This is a genomic window from Streptomyces sp. f51, from assembly GCF_037940415.1.
Classification (GTDB): domain Bacteria; phylum Actinomycetota; class Actinomycetes; order Streptomycetales; family Streptomycetaceae; genus Streptomyces.
In genome coordinates, this window is record NZ_CP149798.1 from 3,865,686 (window position 1) to 3,883,686 (window position 18,001).

Here is an 18,001-nt window from a genome sequence, read left to right on the forward strand (position 1 = left end):
CCCGAACGAGGAATTCCGTTGCGCAGAACAGTCACGGCCATGGCCGTGCTCGCCCCTCTCTTCGCCGTCACTCTCACTCCGGCCACGGCTTCGGCGGCCGCTCCCTACAAGGGGGCCAACACCGCCGCCGTGCAGGACGACTTCAACGGTGACGGCTATCGCGACCTGGTCGTCGGTGCCCCCTACGCCGCCAATGGTTCGGTGCAGGAAGCCGGTGCCGTGGTCGTCCTGTACGGATCGGCGTCATCCGTGAGCGCCACGCGTCGGACCGTGATCACGCAGGCGACCGCCGGGATCCCCGGTGCACCCGAGGACGGGGACGGGTTCGGCTCGGCCGTCGCCGGCGCCGACCTGGACCGGGACGGGTACGCGGATCTGATCGTCGGCACTCCCGCCGAGGACGTCGACGGCAAGAAGTCCCGCGGCTCCGTGACCGTCGTGTGGGGTGGGGCCCATGGCTTGCAGGGCGGTTCGAGCATCTCCCCTCCCTCCGGGTTCGGGGACGGTATGACCTCCTGCGGATTCGGGCTGTCCCTGGCCACGGGAGACATGAACGGGGACGGTGCCCCGGAAATGGGCATCGGCTCGCGCTGCGAGGGGGCCTCCTACACCGGCCCCTTCACCCGCACCGGGAAGGCCGCCGGCCAGTACCAGGAATGGCGGGCCAACGCCCGCGCTCTGGTGATGGGCGACGTGAACGGCGACGGCAGGGCGGAACGGTTCTGGCTGCCGGGCCCCTCGGACGACGACATCCGCGGAACCGTGCTCGTCGACAACGGCCCGATCGGCGACGATCCCATGGCGACCTGGCCCACGAAACTGCCACTCGCCGACGGTCACGCCGGCCAGATCGGCGACGTCAACGGCGACGGCTACGGCGACCTCGTCACCGGCATCGCGGACGACGACTTCACGATGAACGTGCCCGGTGCCGCACACCGCGGCGGCGAGATCCAGGTTCTCTACGGAAGCGCACAAGGCATCACCGCCGACCAGCGGCCGAAGATCTTCCACCAGGACACGGCGGGGGTTCCCGGCACCGCGGAGAACGGCGACCGCTTCGGTCAGTCGCTCAGCGTCGGCGACGTCAACGCCGATGGGTACGCCGATGTCCTGGTCGGCGTCCCCGGTGAAGGGGTCGGCGCGCACGGGACGGCAGGCTCGGCCGTCCTGCTGCGCGGCTCCGCCACAGGTCTGACCACGACCAAGGCGGTCGGATACACCCAGAACACGGCCGACGTGCCCGGCACCGCCGAGACCGGCGACCAGTTCGGAGCGGCGGTTCACCTCGCCGACCTCAACAAGGACGGCAAGGCCGAGACGGTCGTCGGCGTTCCCACGGAGAACAGTGACGGCTGCCTGTGGATCGCCCGCGGCTCGACCACGGGACCCGTCCTCAGGGGCTCCGCCAGCCTGTGCGGCACGAGCGCCGGCATCACCGTTCACGGTGTGAAGGGCTACTTCGGAGCAGCACTGACGAGCCCTCACGTCGCTTTCTAGGGCTGTCGGCGAGCCTCGACAACAAAGAACCCCCGGGTCATCGACCCGGGGGTTTCGCATGGAGCGGGTGACGAGAATCGAACGCGCACGCTCGGCTGGGGAAGCCGAGCTGCGCGGCGGAGCGTCCGGGCCTCGGCCGACGGCGGTCGGCCACGATGGCGGGTCGGTCGGCCGTGTGCCTCCCCGTACCCCTGCCGGCCTGAGCCGGGCCATCCGGCGGTCGACCGGCTCAAGCCTCGACGGCTGCCGACGCGCGTCTCCGCCGTACCGAATATGACGAACTGTCATAATGCGTCGCATTCCGTCGGTCGGGTCGAGAGGATTGCTGTGACTGTCTGTCAAACCGTGAGGGGGGTGGGCGCGCAGGAGACCCTCCCGTCGTCGGCTCCGCCTGATCTTCGCGTGCGTCGCTCATGGTGGGACGGGTTGCTGCGGGCGGTGGTGGCAGGTCTCGTCGTCGTGGCCGGCCTGGCCCTGCCCATGGTGGCCCCGCAGCCCGCCCAGGCCGTGCCGCCCGGCACCTACGCCTACGTCACCAACTTCAACGCCCACACGGTGTCGGTGATCAACACGGCGACGAACACGGTGGCGGTCACGGTTCCCGTCGGCGCCGGGCCGTGGGAAGTGGCGGTGTCGCCGAACGGCACCCGCGCCTACGTGACCAACCGCGCCGATGACACGGTGTCCGTGATCAACACCGCGACCGACACGGTCGTCGCCACCGTCCCCGTCGGCCTTGAGCCCCTGGGGGTGGCGGTGTCGCGCGACGGCACCCGCGTCTACGTCACCAACTTCAGCGCCGACACGGTGTCCGTGATCAAGACGAACACGAACACGGTCGTCGCCACCGTCCCCGTCGGCGATGCTCCCATCGGGGTGGCGGTGTCGCCGAACGGTACCCGCGCCTACGTCACCAATTCCGGCGCCGACACGGTGTCCGTGATCAAGACGAACACGAACACGGTCGTCGCCACCGTCCCTGTCGGCGCCTTCCCGTTCGGGGTGGCGGTGTCGCCGAACAGTACCCGCGCCTACGTCACCGATTTCAACGCCGACACGGTGTCCGTGATCAGAACGGCGACGAACACGGTCGTCGCCACCGTCCCCGTCGGCGATGCGCCCCAGGGGGTGGCGGTGTCGCCGAACGGCACCCGCGCCTACGTCACCAACGCCGACGCCGACACGGTGTCCGTGATCAAGACGGCGACGAACGCGGTCGTCGCCACCATCCCCGTCGGCGACGCGCCTCGAGAGGTGGCGGTGTCGCCGAACGGCACCCGCGCCTACGTCACCAACGCCAACGCCGACACGGTGTCCGTGATCAACACCGCCACCAACACCGTCGTCGCCACCATCCCCGTAGGCGACCTCCCGTTCGGGGTGGCGATCGGGGTCGTGCCCTGCCCAGGCCACGGCAAGACGGGTCACGGAAAGTCCGATCACGGCAAGCCGGGTCACGGGAAGTCAGGCCACGACCGGCCGACCACGGCCACCGGTAACTGCACACCGGCATGACGAACGCCCCGGCGCCGGCCGCCACCCTCGGACCACCGACGCCGGGGCACCCCGTGACCACGCGACCCCACACCACGGCCCGCCGCACCCGCACGTTCTCGTGGCAACCCCAGACAATCATCGCGCTGCCCGGCAAGGTCCCCGGAACGTGATCGACCCGGGGCCTTGTCGGCAGGTCCGGCGGCCATCGTCCTCTCGCTCACAGAGCATGAGGCCGCCAGACTTCCCAGTCGCGGCGGACAGCAAAAAAGGCCCGGGTCGGTGACCTGGGCCTCTGTCATGGAGCGGGTGACGAGAATCGAACTCGCACTCTCAGCTTGGGAAGCTGATGTTCTACCACTAAACTACACCCGCGTAAGACGCCGGTTGGGCCGGTGTCCAATGCCCGCTCACTGTACCTCATGCCCGGCCCCGGGCGTCGAAGCCGCGGGGGCCGCTGCGCGTTTCGGAGCGTGGATGCGGCTGCGGGGGACCGGAGTTGGGGCGTACGGTGGGGGCGTTCAAGTGGGCCCGGGCGGGGCCGGAGTGCCGCCTGGAGAGCCATCCCTTTGATCCCGTAATGTGGCTTTCGTTGTCAGGGCATCAGCCCGACGCAGCTCTTGGGGAAGGGACTCTGGGACTTGATGGAGCGCACCGTCGTCCGTTGTGCCGAGGGGCACGTGTTCAGCACCGCTTCGTTCCCGATGCAGCAGGCCGAGCGGCTCGGCCCCGGCCGGCTGCTCCGGTGTCCGCGGTGCGCCCGGCTCCGCAGTGTGGTGCCGGTGGCCCTGGAGAGGGCGGCCGTGTCGGAGCAGTAGGACGCGCGAGCAGTTGCCGTGGTTCGGGCGCGCGGGTCGTCACGATTGTCGTGGCCCCGCGCGCCTTGCGTATCCTCAGGACGTGCTTCTCTCTGACAAGGACATCCGGGCCGAGATCGACGCCGGGCGGGTCCGGATCGATCCCTACGACGAATCCATGGTGCAGCCGTCGAGCATCGACGTGCGGCTCGACCGCTACTTCCGGGTGTTCGAGAATCACCGCTACCCCCACATCGACCCCTCGGTCGAGCAGGCGGACCTCACGCGGCTCGTCGAACCCGAGGGCGACGAACCGTTCATCCTCCACCCTGGAGAGTTCGTCCTCGCCAGTACGTACGAGGTCATCTCGCTGCCCGACGACCTCGCCTCGCGGCTCGAGGGCAAGAGCTCCCTGGGACGGCTGGGCCTGGTCACCCACTCCACCGCGGGGTTCATCGACCCCGGGTTCTCCGGGCACGTCACCCTTGAGCTGTCGAACCTCGCCACCCTGCCGATCAAGCTGTGGCCGGGAATGAAGATCGGGCAGCTGTGCATGTTCCGGCTCAGCTCGCCGGCCGAGTTCCCGTACGGCAGCGAACGCTACGGCTCCCGCTACCAGGGCCAGCGCGGGCCGACCCCCTCGCGGTCCTTCCTGAACTTCCACCGCACCCAGGTCTGAGGCGATGACCATGTCCGCCGCGCGCGAGAACCTCACCTACGAGAAGTTCGGCGTCGCCGTACGCGAGCTCGCCCAGACCATCGCCGACGACGGGTACGAGCCCGACATCGTGCTCTCGATCGCCCGGGGCGGCGTCTTCGTCGCGGGCGGGCTCGCCTACGCGCTCGACTGCAAGAACATCCACCTCGTGAACGTCGAGTTCTACACGGGGGTGGGGACGACGCTGGAGATGCCGGTCATGCTCGCGCCCGTCCCCAACGCGATCGACTTCTCCGAGAAGAAGGTCCTGATCACCGACGACGTCGCCGACACGGGCAAGACGCTCAAGCTCGTGCACGACTTCTGCGTGGGCGAGGTCGCCGAGGTCCGCAGCGCCGTGATCTACGAGAAGACCCAGTCGCTCGTGAAGTGCGAGTACGTCTGGAAGCGCACGGACGAGTGGATCAACTTCCCGTGGAGCGTCGAACCCCCGGTGGTCCGCCGCGACGGGCAGGTGCTCGACTCGTAGGCCGGTGGTGTCGTCGCGGCCGTTGGCGGGCGGGACGGGTGATGGGGGAAGGGGCTCCCGGCGATGTGCCGGGAGCCCCTTCTCGTGTGCCCTGCGCGGGCGCGTGTGCCGTCGTCGGCGTCAGAACGTGCCCAGCTTGATGATCGACAGGATGGCGATCAGCTGAATGGATGACGCGGCGAGCGCCTTGGGCCACGGGAGGTCGTGGGACTTGCCGACCATCAGGGTCAGCAGGGCGCCCGCGGCGACCCAGGTGATCCAGCCGAGGAGCTTGACGAACGACGCGTCGCCGCCGAGGAACATGGCGAACAGCAGCCGCGGGGTGTCCGTGATGGACATGACCAGCATGGAGAGGCCGACCGTGGGCTGCCAGGCGCCGTCGCCGCCGAGCTGGCGGGCCAGGGTGTGGGTGACCACGCCCAGGACGAACGTGCTGAGCACGAGGGCCACAGCGGTCGTCAGGACGATCGGGACGGCGTTGGAGAGGGTCGCGTTGATCGCGTCCTGGCGGGCGCCGTCGAAGCCGAAGACGGCCAGCAGACCGTAGAGGAACGTCACGATCAGGGCCGGGGCCCACATCGTGTAGTCACGCATCTGGAGGAAGGTCCGGTTCGGGGCCGTCACTATGCCCTTGAGCAGGTCCTTCCAGTGCAGCCGCGGGCCGACCGGCGGAGCGGCGGCCTGGCCCGCCCGGTAGGTGTCCCCCTGGGAGTAGGGGTCCTCGCCGATCGAGAAGGCCTGCGTGTGGCCGGGGCTGTTCGCCGCGTACGGGTCCGGGCCCTGCTGCGGGTGGCCGTCGCCGAAGTACTCCGGCTCGCCCTGGGGCCAGCCCTGCTGCCCGCCGGGGTGGGGCTGTCCGCCCTGCCGCCCGCCGTACTGCGGCTGTCCGCCGTACGGCTGCTGTCTCCCGTACTGCGGCCGCGAGGGCGCGGGCGGGTAGCCGTACGGCTGCTGCCCGCCTCCCTGGGGGGGTTGCTGCCCGCTCCCCTGGGAGGACTGTCCGTACGGTTGTTGTTGCGGTCGCCCTTGCGGGGCGCGGTTGTCCCGGCCCCCGCGTCCGATCCTGAATCCAGCCACGTTATCGAACGTACCTGGTCCCGAAGAGTGACGTGCCGGGGCCGGGGCAACGGGCCCGGCATTGGGTCCGAGCTGTGACATCCCCTAAGGGACACCGCGACCGGCCCGTACGGGAGCCCTGTTCGACCGAATGCCCTGGTGGACGGGCCGCAGGGTGACAGGCGGCCCGTCCGGACGGATCAGTCGGCGAAGACGGCGCCGAACTGCGGGGTGCCCGAGGTCGAGACGCCCGAGGTGCTCGGCGAGACGCTGCGGGAGCCGGTCGTGGTGATCTTGCTGCCGTTGGAGGGCAGGTACGTCACGGCGCCGTTCCCGGCGTTCTCGTACGAGCCGACGAGCAGGTCCGCCCTGCCGTCGCCGGTGACGTCGTCCAGCTTGACGTCGGCGCCGAACAGGTCGCTCTTCTCGTCGTTGCCGGGAACACCCGCCGTGCTCTGCGCGAAGGCCTGGGCGCCGGAGGAGACGTCGACACCGGCCGCGGAGCCGTACAGGACGGTGACCATGCCGGTGTTGGTGACCCCGTCGATGTCCTCGTCGGGCGCCGAGACGACCAGGTCCTGGAAGCCGTCGCCGTTCACGTCGCCCATGTCCAGGTCCCAGCCGAAACCGTCGCCCTTCTCCGACGTGCCGGGGACGCTGCCGCTGTTCTGGGTGACCCCGGTCGTGCCGGCCGGGCCCGAGGCCGAGCCGTAGGTGATGTTCACCTTGCCGCCGTTGGCGGAGTCCGGGATCGGGGTGCCGTCGTCCAGGGTGGCGTCCCAGCCGGCGCCGCTGACGATGTCGCCGAAGCCGTCGCCGTTGATGTCGCCGATCCCGGTGACGATGCCGGGCCTGAGGGCCTTCGCGGACGCCACGCTCAGTCCGCTCGCCGTGCCGGGCACGTAGTAGTTCGTGTTCCAGCCGGTGCTGGTCTGCGTCTCGAAGCCGTCGACGATCAGGTCGGTCCTGCCGTCGCCGTTCACGTCGCCCGCGGTCAGGCTGAGCGGGCCGTAGGGGTTGTCGTTGGTGCCCGACTGGATCGGGGGCTTGATCGTCGTACGGCCGCCGGGGGTGCCGGAGGTGCCGAAGCCGCCCTTGTAGACGTAGATCGTGCTCGCCGAGCTGCCGACCGCGAGGTCGGCCTTCCCGTCGCCGTCGAAGTCGCCGGCGGCCAGGTCCTTGCCCCAGTAGTCGTGCGAGGACGGGGACGGGTCGGGGACGTCGATGCTCTTGCCGGTGAGGCCGCTCGGGGAGCCCCAGAGGATGGCGAGGGCGCCGCCGTTCGTGTCGGTGCCGACCTTCTCGGAGGGGGAGGCGACGGCGAGGTCGTCGTATCCGTCGCCGTTGAAGTCCGCGTACGCCGTCTCGGCGCCGAACGCGTCGCCGGCCTCGGCGGTGCCGGGGACGCCGGTGGTGTTCTGGCTGATCGTGGAGCGCTTGGCGGACGACACACCGGTGGCGGAGCCGTAGAGGGCGACGATCTGGCCCGCGCCGGCGTGGCCGCTGACGTAGGCGCCGTGGGCCGACAGGGCCACGTCGCCGATGTGGTCGCCGTTGAAGTCGGCCTGCGGGACCCTCGTGGAGTCGGCGGCGGTCGCGGTCGCGGCCGAGAACGTGAGCAGACCGCCCGTCAGCGCTGCGGCCGTCGCGGTCGCGAGGGCGAGTCGCACGTGGTGCGGGTGACGCTTGGGCATGCGGGATTCTCCTGCGGCATGCGGGGACGCTGTGCGCACATCCCCTGTCGATAGGGAGCCGGCCGTCCGCGTTTGCCTGGAGTTGTACGGCAGTTCACTGACTGATCGGCGAACAGGAGACCACTGGAGTGGGGTAAGGGTTGCACGTGAGTTCGGTTCCGTTTCGACCGGCGACCGGCGACCGGCGACCGGCGGCCTGCTGCCCGGGGTGACCGGCGGCCGGCCGTGACCGGTGGGTGGCGGGCGCGACGACGCCCCCGTGCTCCGGAGAGCGCGGGGGCGTCGGTGCACCGATCGGACCGGGCCGGTCGGTGGTGCCTGACGGCCGGGTCAGGCGGCAGCGTCAGACAGGCGTGTCGGACCGTGGCCGTGCGGCGGTCCCGGACGGCAGGGCCTTCCGGGACCGGCGGCGCCGGTTACTTCACCGGCTCCGGCTCCGGCTCGCTCTCCGACTCGGCCGCGCCCGCCGGGGGCTCTTCCTCGACCGGTGCCTTGACCGACTCCAGGAGGAGCTGGGCGACGTCGACGACCTGGACGGACTCCTTGGCCTTGCCCTCGTTCTTCTTGCCGTTGACCGAGTCGGTCAGCATGACGAGGCAGAACGGGCAGGCGGTGGAGACGATGTCGGGGTTCAGCGACAGGGCCTCGTCGACACGCTCGTTGTTGATGCGCTTGCCGATCCGCTCCTCCATCCACATCCGCGCGCCGCCGGCGCCGCAGCAGAAGCCGCGCTCCTTGTGGCGGTGCATCTCCTGCTGACGCAGGCCCGGGACGGCGGACATGATCTCGCGCGGGGGCGTGTAGACCTTGTTGTGGCGGCCCAGGTAGCAGGGGTCGTGGTACGTGATCAGACCCTCGACCGGGGTCACCGGGAGCAGCTTGCCCTCGTCGATGAGGTGCTGGAGCAGCTGGGTGTGGTGGATGACCTCGTAGTCGCCGCCGAGCTGCGGGTACTCGTTGCCGATGGTGTTGAGGCAGTGCGGGCAGGTGGCGACGATCTTCTTCGCCGTCCGCGGCTTCTTGGTCGACTCGTCCTCGTCGTCCTCGCCGAACGCCATGTTCAGCGCGGCGACGTTCTCCATGCCGAGCTCCTGGAACAGGGGCTCGTTGCCGAGGCGGCGGGCGGAGTCACCCGTGCACTTCTCGTCGCCGCCCATGATCGCGAACTTGACGCCCGCCATGTGCAGCAGTTCCGCGAAGGCCTTCGTGGTCTTCTTGGCGCGGTCCTCCAGGGCTCCGGCGCAGCCGACCCAGTAGAGGTACTCGACCTCGCTGAGGTCCTCGATGTCGCGGCCGACGACGGGGATCTCGAAGTCGACCTCCTTGGTCCACTCCAGGCGCTGCTTCTTGGCCAGACCCCAGGGGTTGCCCTTCTTCTCCAGGTTCTTGAGCATCGTGCCCGCCTCGGACGGGAACGCGCTCTCGATCATCACCTGGTAGCGGCGCATGTCGACGATGTGGTCGATGTGCTCGATGTCGACCGGGCACTGCTCGACGCAGGCGCCGCAGGTGGTGCAGGACCACAGGACGTCCGGGTCGATGACGCCGTTCTCCTCGGCGGTGCCGATGAGGGGGCGCTCGGCCTCGGCCAGGGCGGCCGCGGGCACGTCCTTGAGCTGCTCCTCGGACGCCTTCTCGTTGCCCTCCATGTCCTTGCCGCCGCCGGCCAGCAGGTACGGGGCCTTGGCGTGCGCGTGGTCGCGCAGCGACATGATGAGCAGCTTGGGGGAGAGCGGCTTGCCGGTGTTCCAGGCGGGGCACTGCGACTGGCAGCGGCCGCACTCGGTGCAGGTGGAGAAGTCGAGCAGGCCCTTCCAGGAGAACTGCTCGACCTGGGAGACGCCGAAGACGTCGTCCTCACCGGGGTCGGTGAAGTCGATGGCCTTGCCGCCGCTGGTCATCGGGAGCAGCTCGCCGAGCGAGGTGGCGCCCTTGGCGTCGCGCTTGAACCAGATGTTCGGGAAGGCGAGGAAGCGGTGCCAGGCGACACCCATGTTGGTGTTGAGGCCGACCGTGATCGCCCAGCCCATGGTGACGCCGAGCTTGATCATGGCGGTCAGGTAGACCAGGTTCTGGAGGGTGCCGAGGCTCAGGCCCTTGAAGGCGGCGACCAGGGGGTACGAGGCCCAGTACGCGGCCTCGTAGTGGTCGACGCCGTGGATCGCGCCTTCCAGGCCGCGCAGGGTCATGATCGCGAGGCCGATGACGAGGATCACGGCCTCGACGAAGTAGGCCTGGCCGGTCTTGGAGCCGGCGAAGCGGGACTTGCGGCCGGGCTTCGAGGGCCGGTTCAGCTGGCGGACGGCGATCAGTACGAGGATGCCGAGCGTCGTGAACAGGGCGATGAACTCGGTGTAGAGCTCGTACGGAAGGAAGCCGCCGAGCACCGGAAGCGTCCAGTCGGCCTTGAACAGCTGGCCGTAGGCCGTGACGATCGTCAGGCCCAGGGTCAGGAAGCCGACGGCCACGAACCAGTGCGCGACGCCGATGATCCCCCACCGGTTCATCCGGGTGTGGCCGACGAACTCCTTGGCCAGCGTGACGCTGCGGGCCTTCCAGTCGTCGGTGCGGCTGCCGGCGGGTACGGGCTGGCCGAGCTTGATGAACCGGTAGATCTGCGCGACGGCCCGCGCGATCAGCGCGACGCCGACCACGGTCAGGACCAGCGACACGATGATCGCGGCGAGTTGCATTCGGGGGCTCCTCGGGCCTGCGAGGTGTTCTTCGAGGTGACCTCGAAGGTGATTACTAAGCGGTAACTTATGCAGTCCGTCTGAGACTACCCACTTCCTCCGCCGCACTGTAGTCAGCGGTGCGGTGATCTGCGTCGCTGAGGGATGCCTGAGTGGACGCCCGGCGGGCGGGCACGGGGTCCGTTTCACCCCGTGACGACAGGACACGTAAACCCGATCGTGTTATTCACCCAATACTGTGACAATTACCCCTAAATTGGCGACGTGCTGTACGGAATCACGGCCGCCACCGCCGCTCTGCTCCTGACCGCCACGCTCGCCGCGCTGCTGCGGTCGCTCTCCCTGCGCCTCGGCCCGGCCGACGGGACGGGGCTTCCCGACCGCCGGGCGAAACCCCGGGCGCCCGCCCCCACGAGGCCGAGGCCCGTCCCGCTCCTCGGCGGCATCGCCGTGGCGGGCGCCACCGCGCTCGTCGGCTGGGCCGGGAACTGGACCGGCGCCGCCCCGCTCGGAGCGGACGCCGGGCGCCTGCTGGCCGCCGGAATCGCGGTCGCCCTGCTCGGTCTTGCCGCGGATCTGCTGCCCGTGCCCCCGGTGGTGTGCGGGGCGGGTGTCGCCGTCGCCGCCGCGCTGACGGTCCCCTTCGACGACCTCGGCCTGCCGGCCGGGGCGCTGGCCGTGCTCTGGATCGTCCTCGTCACCCAGGCCTTCCGCTCGCTCGACCACGCCGACGGGGTGATGGGGACGGTCGGCGTCATCACCGCCTTCGCCCTCAGCGGGTGCGCGGCCGCCCGGCTCATGGACGGGCTCGCGGCGCTGCTCAGCGTGCTGGCCGCCGCCCTCACCGGCTTCCTGATGCAGGGATGGCCCCCCGCCCGGATCGCGCCGGGGCGGTGCGGGTCGCTGTTCGCCGGCTTCCTGCTGGCCTCGGCGGTCGTGCGGGTGCACGCGGAGGGGCCGGCCGGGCCCGGTCTCGGCGCAGCCTTCGCGCTGACGGCCGTGGCCTGCGCGGACGCCGTCCTGGTCCTGGTGTCACGGAGGCGGGCCGGGTGGCCGCTGCTGCGCCCGGCGCCGGACCATCTCGTGCACCGGCTGCGGCGGGCGGGGCTCACCCGGCAGGGGGTCCTCGTCGTGACGGGTCTCGCCGCGTTCGCGGCCGTGTCCGTGGGGCTGTGCATCGACCTCGGATGGCTGGGGGCCGGAGCCGCCTGGTGGGTGGTGGGCGCCGTGGCGGCGGTCGCCGTCGCCGGGGCCCTGCGTCCCGGGACCCGTCCGCGCCGTGCCCATCCGCATGCCATCCCCGCCCCCGGGGGACCCGTCCCGAGGTCGCTCGGACGGCCTGGGCGTCCCCGTCCGGAGGCGCCTGGGGCGGTGAAGGTTCACTGACTCTGAGATAAACCCGCAGCTCAGAGGCTCCATGCGTGTAAGGAGCGGATAAGAGTTGAGCCCCGGCGACTCAGGTCTGTTGACCAGGCGGCGGACGTCGTGCACACTTGAGTCCGTTCCACTCAAGTCATTGCTGGAGGAATCGAAATGGCACGTGCGGTCGGCATCGACCTGGGCACGACTAACTCCGTCGTCAGCGTTCTCGAAGGCGGCGAGCCCACCGTCATCACCAACGCCGAAGGCGCCAGGACCACGCCGTCCGTCGTCGCCTTCGCGAAGAACGGCGAGGTGCTCGTCGGCGAGGTCGCCAAGCGCCAGGCGGTCACCAACGTGGACCGGACCATCCGTTCGGTGAAGCGTCACATGGGCACCGACTGGAAGATCGAGCTCGACGGCAAGAGCTTCAACCCGCAGCAGATGAGCGCCTTCATCCTTCAGAAGCTGAAGCGCGACGCCGAGGCGTACCTGGGCGAGAAGGTGGCCGACGCGGTCATCACCGTCCCGGCGTACTTCAACGACTCCGAGCGTCAGGCGACGAAGGAGGCCGGCGAGATCGCCGGTCTGAACGTCCTTCGTATCGTCAACGAGCCGACCGCCGCCGCGCTGGCGTACGGCCTCGACAAGGACGACCAGACGATCCTCGTCTTCGACCTCGGTGGCGGCACCTTCGACGTGTCCCTCCTGGAGATCGGCGACGGCGTCGTCGAGGTGAAGGCCACCAACGGTGACAACCACCTCGGTGGTGACGACTGGGACCAGCGCGTCGTCGACTACCTGGTGCAGCAGTTCCGCTCCGGCCACGGTGTGGACCTCGCCAAGGACAAGATGGCGCTCCAGCGTCTGCGGGAGGCCGCCGAGAAGGCCAAGATCGAGCTGTCCTCGTCCACCGAGACCTCGATCAACCTGCCCTACATCACGGCTTCCGCCGAGGGCCCGCTGCACCTGGACGAGAAGCTCACGCGCGCCCAGTTCCAGCAGCTGACGGCCGACCTCCTGGAGCGCTGCAAGACGCCGTTCCACAACGTCATCAAGGACGCCGGCATCCAGCTGTCCGAGATCGACCACGTCGTTCTCGTCGGCGGCTCCACCCGTATGCCCGCCGTCGCCGAGCTCGTCAAGGAGCTGACCGGCGGCAACGAGGCCAACAAGGGTGTGAACCCGGACGAGGTCGTCGCCATCGGCGCGGCCCTCCAGGCCGGTGTCCTCAAGGGTGAGGTCAAGGACGTCCTGCTCCTCGACGTGACCCCGCTGTCCCTCGGCATCGAGACCAAGGGAGGGATCATGACCAAGCTCATCGAGCGCAACACCACGATCCCGACCAAGCGGTCCGAGATCTTCACGACGGCCGAGGACAACCAGCCGTCCGTGCAGATCCAGGTCTACCAGGGCGAGCGCGAGATCGCGGCGTACAACAAGAAGCTCGGCATGTTCGAGCTGACCGGTCTGCCGCCGGCCCCGCGCGGTGTCCCGCAGATCGAGGTCGCCTTCGACATCGACGCCAACGGCATCATGCACGTGACCGCGAAGGACCTCGGCACGGGCAAGGAGCAGAAGATGACCGTCACCGGCGGCTCCTCGCTGCCGAAGGACGAGGTCGACCGCATGCGCCAGGAGGCCGAGAAGTACGCGGAGGAGGACCACGCCCGCCGCGAGGCCGCCGAGACCCGCAACCAGGGCGAGCAGCTCGTCTACCAGACGGAGAAGTTCCTCAAGGACAACGAGGACAAGGTCCCCGGCGAGATCAAGACCGAGGTCGAGGCCTCCGTCGAGGAGCTGAAGGCCGCGCTCAAGGGCGAGGACAGCGCCGAGATCCGCACCGCCACGGAGAAGGTCGCCGCGGTCTCGCAGAAGCTCGGCCAGGCCATGTACGCCGACGCCCAGGCCGGCCAGGCCACCGGCGGCGACGCCCACGGCTCCGAGGCCCCGAAGGCCGACGACGACGTCGTCGACGCCGAGATCGTCGACGAGGACCGCCGGGACGGTGCCGCGTGACGGAGGAGACCCCGGGCTTCGAAGAGCAGCCCGACGTCCCTTCCGGCGCCACCTCTGACGACGCCGAGCCGCAGACCGCCACCCCCTCTGCGGAGGGGGCGGCGGCCCCGGACGGGGACGCAGCAGCACAGTTGACCGGCCTGACGGCCCAGCTGGACCAGGCGCGCATGGCACTGACCGAGCGCACCACGGACCTCCAGCGGCTCCAGGCCGAGTTCCAGAACTACCGCCGCCGTGTCGAGCGCGACCGGATCGCGGTCAGGGAGGTCGCCGTGGCGAGCCTCCTGACCGAGCTCCTGCCCGTGCTCGACGACATCGGCCGCGCGCGGGATCACGGCGAGCTCGTCGGCGGATTCAAGTCCGTCGCCGAATCGCTGGAGACCGTCGCGGCGAAGATGGGGCTCCAGCAGTTCGGCAAGGAGGGCGAGCCCTTCGACCCGACCATCCACGAGGCCCTGATGCACTCGTACGCGCCGGACGTCACGGAGACGACGTGCGTGGCGATTCTCCAGCCGGGGTATCGCTTCGGCGAGCGCACCATCCGCCCCGCGCGGGTGGCGGTCGCCGAACCGCAGCCCGGGGCGCAGACGGTCAAGGCCGAGGACTCGGGCGAGGCGGCCGACGACAAGGAGAGCGGTGGCCCGGACGAGGGCTGAGCTTGAACGGACGAGGAAGGAGGGACGTCGGGGATGAGCACCAAGGACTTCATCGAGAAGGACTTCTACAAGGTCCTCGGCGTCCCCAAGGACGCCACCGAGGCCGAGATCAAGAAGGCGTACCGGAAGCTCGCCCGCGAGTTCCACCCGGACGCCAACAAGGGCAACGCCAAGGCCGAGGAGCGCTTCAAGGAGATCTCCGAGGCCAACGACGTGCTCGGCGACCCCAAGAAGCGCAAGGAGTACGACGAGGCACGCGCCCTCTTCGGCAGCGGTGGCTTCCGTCCGGGTCCCGGCGCCGGCGGCGGCAACTTCAACTTCGACCTGGGTGACCTCTTCGGAGGCGGCGCCCAGGGCCAGGGAGCGGGAGGGGCCGGCGGCTTCGGCGGCGGCATAGGTGACGTCTTCGGGGGCCTGTTCAACCGCGGCGGCGCCGGACCGGGCACGCGTACGCAGCCCCGGCGCGGCCAGGACATCGACACCGAGGTCACGCTCTCCTTCACGGAGGCGGTGGACGGCGCGACCGTTCCGCTGCGCATGACCTCGCAGGCGGCCTGCAAGGCCTGTTCGGGCACCGGCGACAAGAACGGCACACCGCGCGTGTGCCCGACCTGTGTCGGCACCGGCCAGGTGGCGCGTGGCTCGGGCGGCGGATTCTCGCTCACGGACCCGTGCCCCGACTGCAAGGGCCGCGGCCTCATCGCCGAGCACCCCTGCATGGAGTGCGCGGGCAGCGGCCGGGCCAAGTCGTCCCGCACGATGCAGGTCCGGATCCCCGCGGGAGTCAGCGACAACCAGCGGATCCGGCTGCGCGGCAAGGGCGCTCCCGGAGAGCGGGGAGGTCCGGCCGGTGACCTGTACGTCACCGTCCATGTGGACGGTCACCCGGTCTTCGGCCGCAAGGACGACAACCTCACCGTCACCGTGCCCGTCACCTTCGCGGAGGCGGCGCTCGGCGGCGAGGTGAAGGTCCCGACGCTGGGCGGTCCTCCGGTGACGCTGAAGCTGCCGCCGGGCACTCCGAACGGGCGCACCATGCGCGCCCGGGGCAGGGGCGCGGTCCGCAAGGACGGCACCCGGGGCGACCTGCTGGTCACCGTCGAGGTGACGGTCCCCCAGGACCTGTCCGACAAGGCTCGCGACGCCCTGGAGGCGTACCGAGAGGCGACCGCGGGTGAGGACCCGCGGACGGAGCTGTTCCAGGCCGCGAAGGGAGCATGACGGAGCCATGGACACGACCGGTCGTCGACGCAACCCCTATGAACTGACCGAGGAGACCCCGGTCTACGTCATCTCGGTGGCGGCCCAGCTCTCCGGACTGCACCCGCAGACCCTGCGTCAGTACGACCGGCTCGGTCTGGTCTCTCCCGACCGCACGGCCGGCCGGGGCCGCCGTTACTCGGCCCGCGACATCGAGCTGCTGCGCACCGTGCAGCAGTTGTCGCAGGACGAGGGCATCAACCTCGCCGGCATCAAGCGCATCATCGAACTGGAGAACCAGGTCGCCGCGCTCCAGTCCCGCGTCGCGGAGCTGGAGTCGGCCCTGGACGGCGCCGCTGCCGCCATGCAGCAGCGGGAGGCCGCCGTGCACGCCTCCTACCGGCGCGACCTGGTCCCGTACCAGGAGGTCCAGCAGACCAGCGCCCTGGTGGTGTGGCGCCCCAAGCGGGCGTCCGACTAGTTCTCGAAGCGAAGGGGCCCACCGGTTCGTCCGAACCGGTGGGCCCCTTCCGCGTGCCGTCGCACGGTCAGCGGGCGACCATGACCTCGACGGAGGCCGCTTCCTCGCCCGTCCGGCCGTAGACGTCCACGGCGCGGACCGTGACGGTGCACGGGCCCGTGTACGAGGGAGTCCAGGAGACCGTGTCCGAGGTGGTGAACCGCGGACCGCTGCTGCCGCAGGCGCCGGAGACGTCCCACGCGTACCCCTTGAGCAGCCGTGCCCCGTCGCCCGTTCCGGGCCGTATCCCGACCTGGACGGGGAAGCGGGTCCCGCCTTCGGAGACCACGGTCAGCAGCGGGGCGGCGGGACCGGTGGAGGTGGCGGGCGTGAGCCGCTCGACGGTGGTCTGCGCCGAGGGGCTCGACTCGGCTCCCCGGACGTCGACCGAGGCGACGTAGTAGTGCGCGGTGCCCTTCGGGGCGGAGGTGTCGTCGAAGGAGGAGCCCGTCGCGTCGGTGCCGCCCACCAGGGTCCACCTGCCCAGCGCGGTCGTACGGCGGTAGACGCGGAACCCGGTGACCATCGCCTCGGGGTCGTCCGCCGGGGTCCAGTCGACGCGGGTGGAGGCGTCGGCGGGCGTGGCCAGGAGCGCGTGCGGCGCGGGCGCCGTGGAGTCCTCAGGGCGCATGAGCGTCAGGGTGTCGGAGACGGGGGAGACGTTCCCGGCTCGGTCGACGGCGTGGACGGTGTAGCGGTAGTCGGTGCCCACCGGGGCGATCGGGTCCGTGTAGGACGTCCCGAACACGGGTTCAGGCCCGTCGGGGTCGCTCCCGCCGACGGGCGCGGCCCACACCTCGTAGTGGTCGACGTCCGCCGACGAGGGCTGCCAGGACAGGCCGTTGCCCGCGGTGGTGCCGCGGCCCGACAGACCGGTGACGCGCTCCGGGGCCGTGCGGTCGGCGGTGGTCACCGGGCGGTCCGCCGTGCCCGCGGACTCGTTGCCGGCCCGGTCGTGGGCGCGGACCTCGTAGTAGTAGGTCGCGCCGGTCGCCGGGAGGGACGTGTCGGTGTACGAGGTGGCGGTGGTCGTGGTGCGCAGGGTCCAGGTGGTGCTGCCCTTGGGGCGGCGGTAGACGCGGTATCCGGCGAGGTCCATCTCCGGGCTCCTGGACCAGGACACCCTGGCCCTGCCGGTCGCGGTGTCGTAGGACGCCGAGGAACCGGTGGGAACAAGTGGCTTGATTTTGTCGGTCTTCGCGGACGTGACGGGTTTGTAGGCGAACGTTACGTTTGCCTTGCCTGTCCAGTTCGCGAAATCGACGCGCAGGGTGTGCTTTCCCGCCGGAATGGCGAGGCCGACCGTTTTCGACCGTGTGGCCGAGACGTTCTTCCAGAGGTCTATTTTGCGTATGTCGTCCAGATAGACCCGAATTCCGTCCTGGGCGGTGACGGGGAGGGAGAAGGGGCCGCCCGAGCCGAAGTCGCGCGTCACGGTCCAGCGGACGCCGAAGTTGTCGGCGGGCAGACCGGCCGTGGGCGCGCCCGAGCCCCAGTTCTGGTCGATCGCGGAGTCGCAGTCCGTCTTCTTCGGTGTGCCCGAGAACGTGGTGTTCGCGTAGAACTGCCGCTTATAGACGGGCGATGTGCAGTTGGTCACTGCGGCGGCGGCTGGGCCGGCCGCGCCGAGCAGGCCGCCCGCGGTGGCGAGCACGAGGGCCGAGGCGAGGGTGCCCCGCGTGCCGGTGGCTCTGTACATGCGTTCCTTCTCGTCTGACTGATCGTCAACGGCAGTTAAAAACCGTCGACGATCACGACTCCTGTGAACGGAGGTTGGTTGTACCTGTGAATGACGGAAGGTGAAGCTGAGGGGATCGGTCGATGGA

General features: G+C 70.1%; 14 protein-coding genes and 1 tRNA gene. 10 read left to right on the forward strand and 5 right to left on the reverse strand.

Features of this window, described 5'->3' with window-relative positions; genetic code table 11:
- The first annotated feature begins 18 nt into the window (after positions 1–18).
- Positions 19–1,500, forward strand: a complete 1,482-nt coding sequence (locus tag WJM95_RS16940) for a hypothetical protein (protein WP_339130563.1) — start codon at positions 19–21, stop codon at positions 1,498–1,500.
- Between the two features lie 402 nt (positions 1,501–1,902).
- Positions 1,903–3,015 carry a beta-propeller fold lactonase family protein gene (locus WJM95_RS16945; RefSeq protein WP_339130564.1) on the forward strand — a complete coding sequence of 371 codons (1,113 nt, stop codon included), beginning with the start codon at positions 1,903–1,905 and terminating at the stop codon, positions 3,013–3,015.
- 280 nt (positions 3,016–3,295) lie between these two features.
- Here WJM95_RS16945 and WJM95_RS16950 read toward each other — a convergent pair.
- Positions 3,296–3,369 (reverse strand) — tRNA-Gly (locus WJM95_RS16950).
- 269 nt (positions 3,370–3,638) lie between these two features.
- Between WJM95_RS16950 and WJM95_RS16955 the strand changes: the two genes are divergently transcribed.
- From WJM95_RS16955 to WJM95_RS16965, 3 genes are all read left to right on the forward strand, one after another.
- Positions 3,639–3,812 (forward strand): hypothetical protein, encoded by a 174-nt coding sequence (locus tag WJM95_RS16955; protein ID WP_339130565.1) that lies wholly within the window; start codon positions 3,639–3,641, stop codon positions 3,810–3,812.
- Positions 3,813–3,894: 82 nt separating this feature from the next.
- Positions 3,895–4,470, forward strand: coding sequence for a dCTP deaminase (gene dcd / locus WJM95_RS16960; RefSeq protein ID WP_339130566.1), 576 nt, complete (start codon positions 3,895–3,897; stop codon positions 4,468–4,470).
- A 10-nt stretch (positions 4,471–4,480) separates the two neighbouring features.
- Positions 4,481–4,978: a phosphoribosyltransferase gene (locus WJM95_RS16965; RefSeq protein WP_339135624.1), complete on the forward strand. Its 498-nt coding sequence runs from the start codon at positions 4,481–4,483 to the stop codon at positions 4,976–4,978.
- A gap of 120 nt (positions 4,979–5,098) precedes the next feature.
- On the opposite strand, the gene WJM95_RS16970 is transcribed toward WJM95_RS16965, so the two are convergent.
- From WJM95_RS16970 to WJM95_RS16980, 3 genes are all read right to left on the reverse strand, one after another.
- Entirely contained in the window at positions 5,099–6,136 is a 1,038-nt protein-coding gene (locus WJM95_RS16970; RefSeq protein WP_339130567.1) for a YIP1 family protein, read from the reverse strand.
- A 98-nt stretch (positions 6,137–6,234) separates the two neighbouring features.
- The gene (locus WJM95_RS16975) at positions 6,235–7,728 is read right to left on the reverse strand and encodes an FG-GAP and VCBS repeat-containing protein (protein WP_339130568.1); all 1,494 of its coding nucleotides are present in this window, start codon (positions 7,726–7,728) and stop codon (positions 6,235–6,237) included.
- 416 nt (positions 7,729–8,144) lie between these two features.
- The gene (locus WJM95_RS16980; protein ID WP_339130569.1) at positions 8,145–10,421 is read right to left on the reverse strand and encodes a (Fe-S)-binding protein; all 2,277 of its coding nucleotides are present in this window, start codon (positions 10,419–10,421) and stop codon (positions 8,145–8,147) included.
- A 264-nt stretch (positions 10,422–10,685) separates the two neighbouring features.
- Here WJM95_RS16980 and WJM95_RS16985 point away from each other — a divergent pair, with 264 nt between their 5' ends.
- The 5 genes from WJM95_RS16985 to WJM95_RS17005 all read left to right on the forward strand — a co-directional run bounded on the left by WJM95_RS16985 (position 10,686) and on the right by WJM95_RS17005 (position 16,136).
- Positions 10,686–11,807: an MraY family glycosyltransferase gene (locus WJM95_RS16985; RefSeq protein ID WP_339130570.1), complete on the forward strand. Its 1,122-nt coding sequence runs from the start codon at positions 10,686–10,688 to the stop codon at positions 11,805–11,807.
- 147 nt (positions 11,808–11,954) lie between these two features.
- Complete coding sequence (dnaK, locus tag WJM95_RS16990; protein WP_339130571.1) at positions 11,955–13,799, forward strand: molecular chaperone DnaK; 1,845 nt, start codon at positions 11,955–11,957, stop codon at positions 13,797–13,799.
- Entirely contained in the window at positions 13,796–14,455 is a 660-nt protein-coding gene (gene grpE, locus WJM95_RS16995; RefSeq protein ID WP_339130572.1) for a nucleotide exchange factor GrpE, read from the forward strand. Before dnaK ends, grpE begins: the two co-directional genes overlap by 4 nt.
- Positions 14,456–14,488: 33 nt before the next feature.
- On the forward strand, positions 14,489–15,676 hold the full coding sequence (gene dnaJ / locus WJM95_RS17000) for a molecular chaperone DnaJ (protein WP_339130573.1): 1,188 nt from the start codon (positions 14,489–14,491) through the stop codon (positions 15,674–15,676).
- 7 nt (positions 15,677–15,683) lie between these two features.
- On the forward strand, positions 15,684–16,136 hold the full coding sequence (locus WJM95_RS17005; protein ID WP_037614665.1) for a helix-turn-helix domain-containing protein: 453 nt from the start codon (positions 15,684–15,686) through the stop codon (positions 16,134–16,136).
- Positions 16,137–16,203: 67 nt separating this feature from the next.
- Here the strand turns inward: WJM95_RS17005 and WJM95_RS17010 are convergent, their stop codons facing one another.
- Positions 16,204–17,874: a PA14 domain-containing protein gene (locus tag WJM95_RS17010; RefSeq protein WP_339130574.1), complete on the reverse strand. Its 1,671-nt coding sequence runs from the start codon at positions 17,872–17,874 to the stop codon at positions 16,204–16,206.
- Positions 17,875–18,001: the final 127 nt, after the last annotated feature.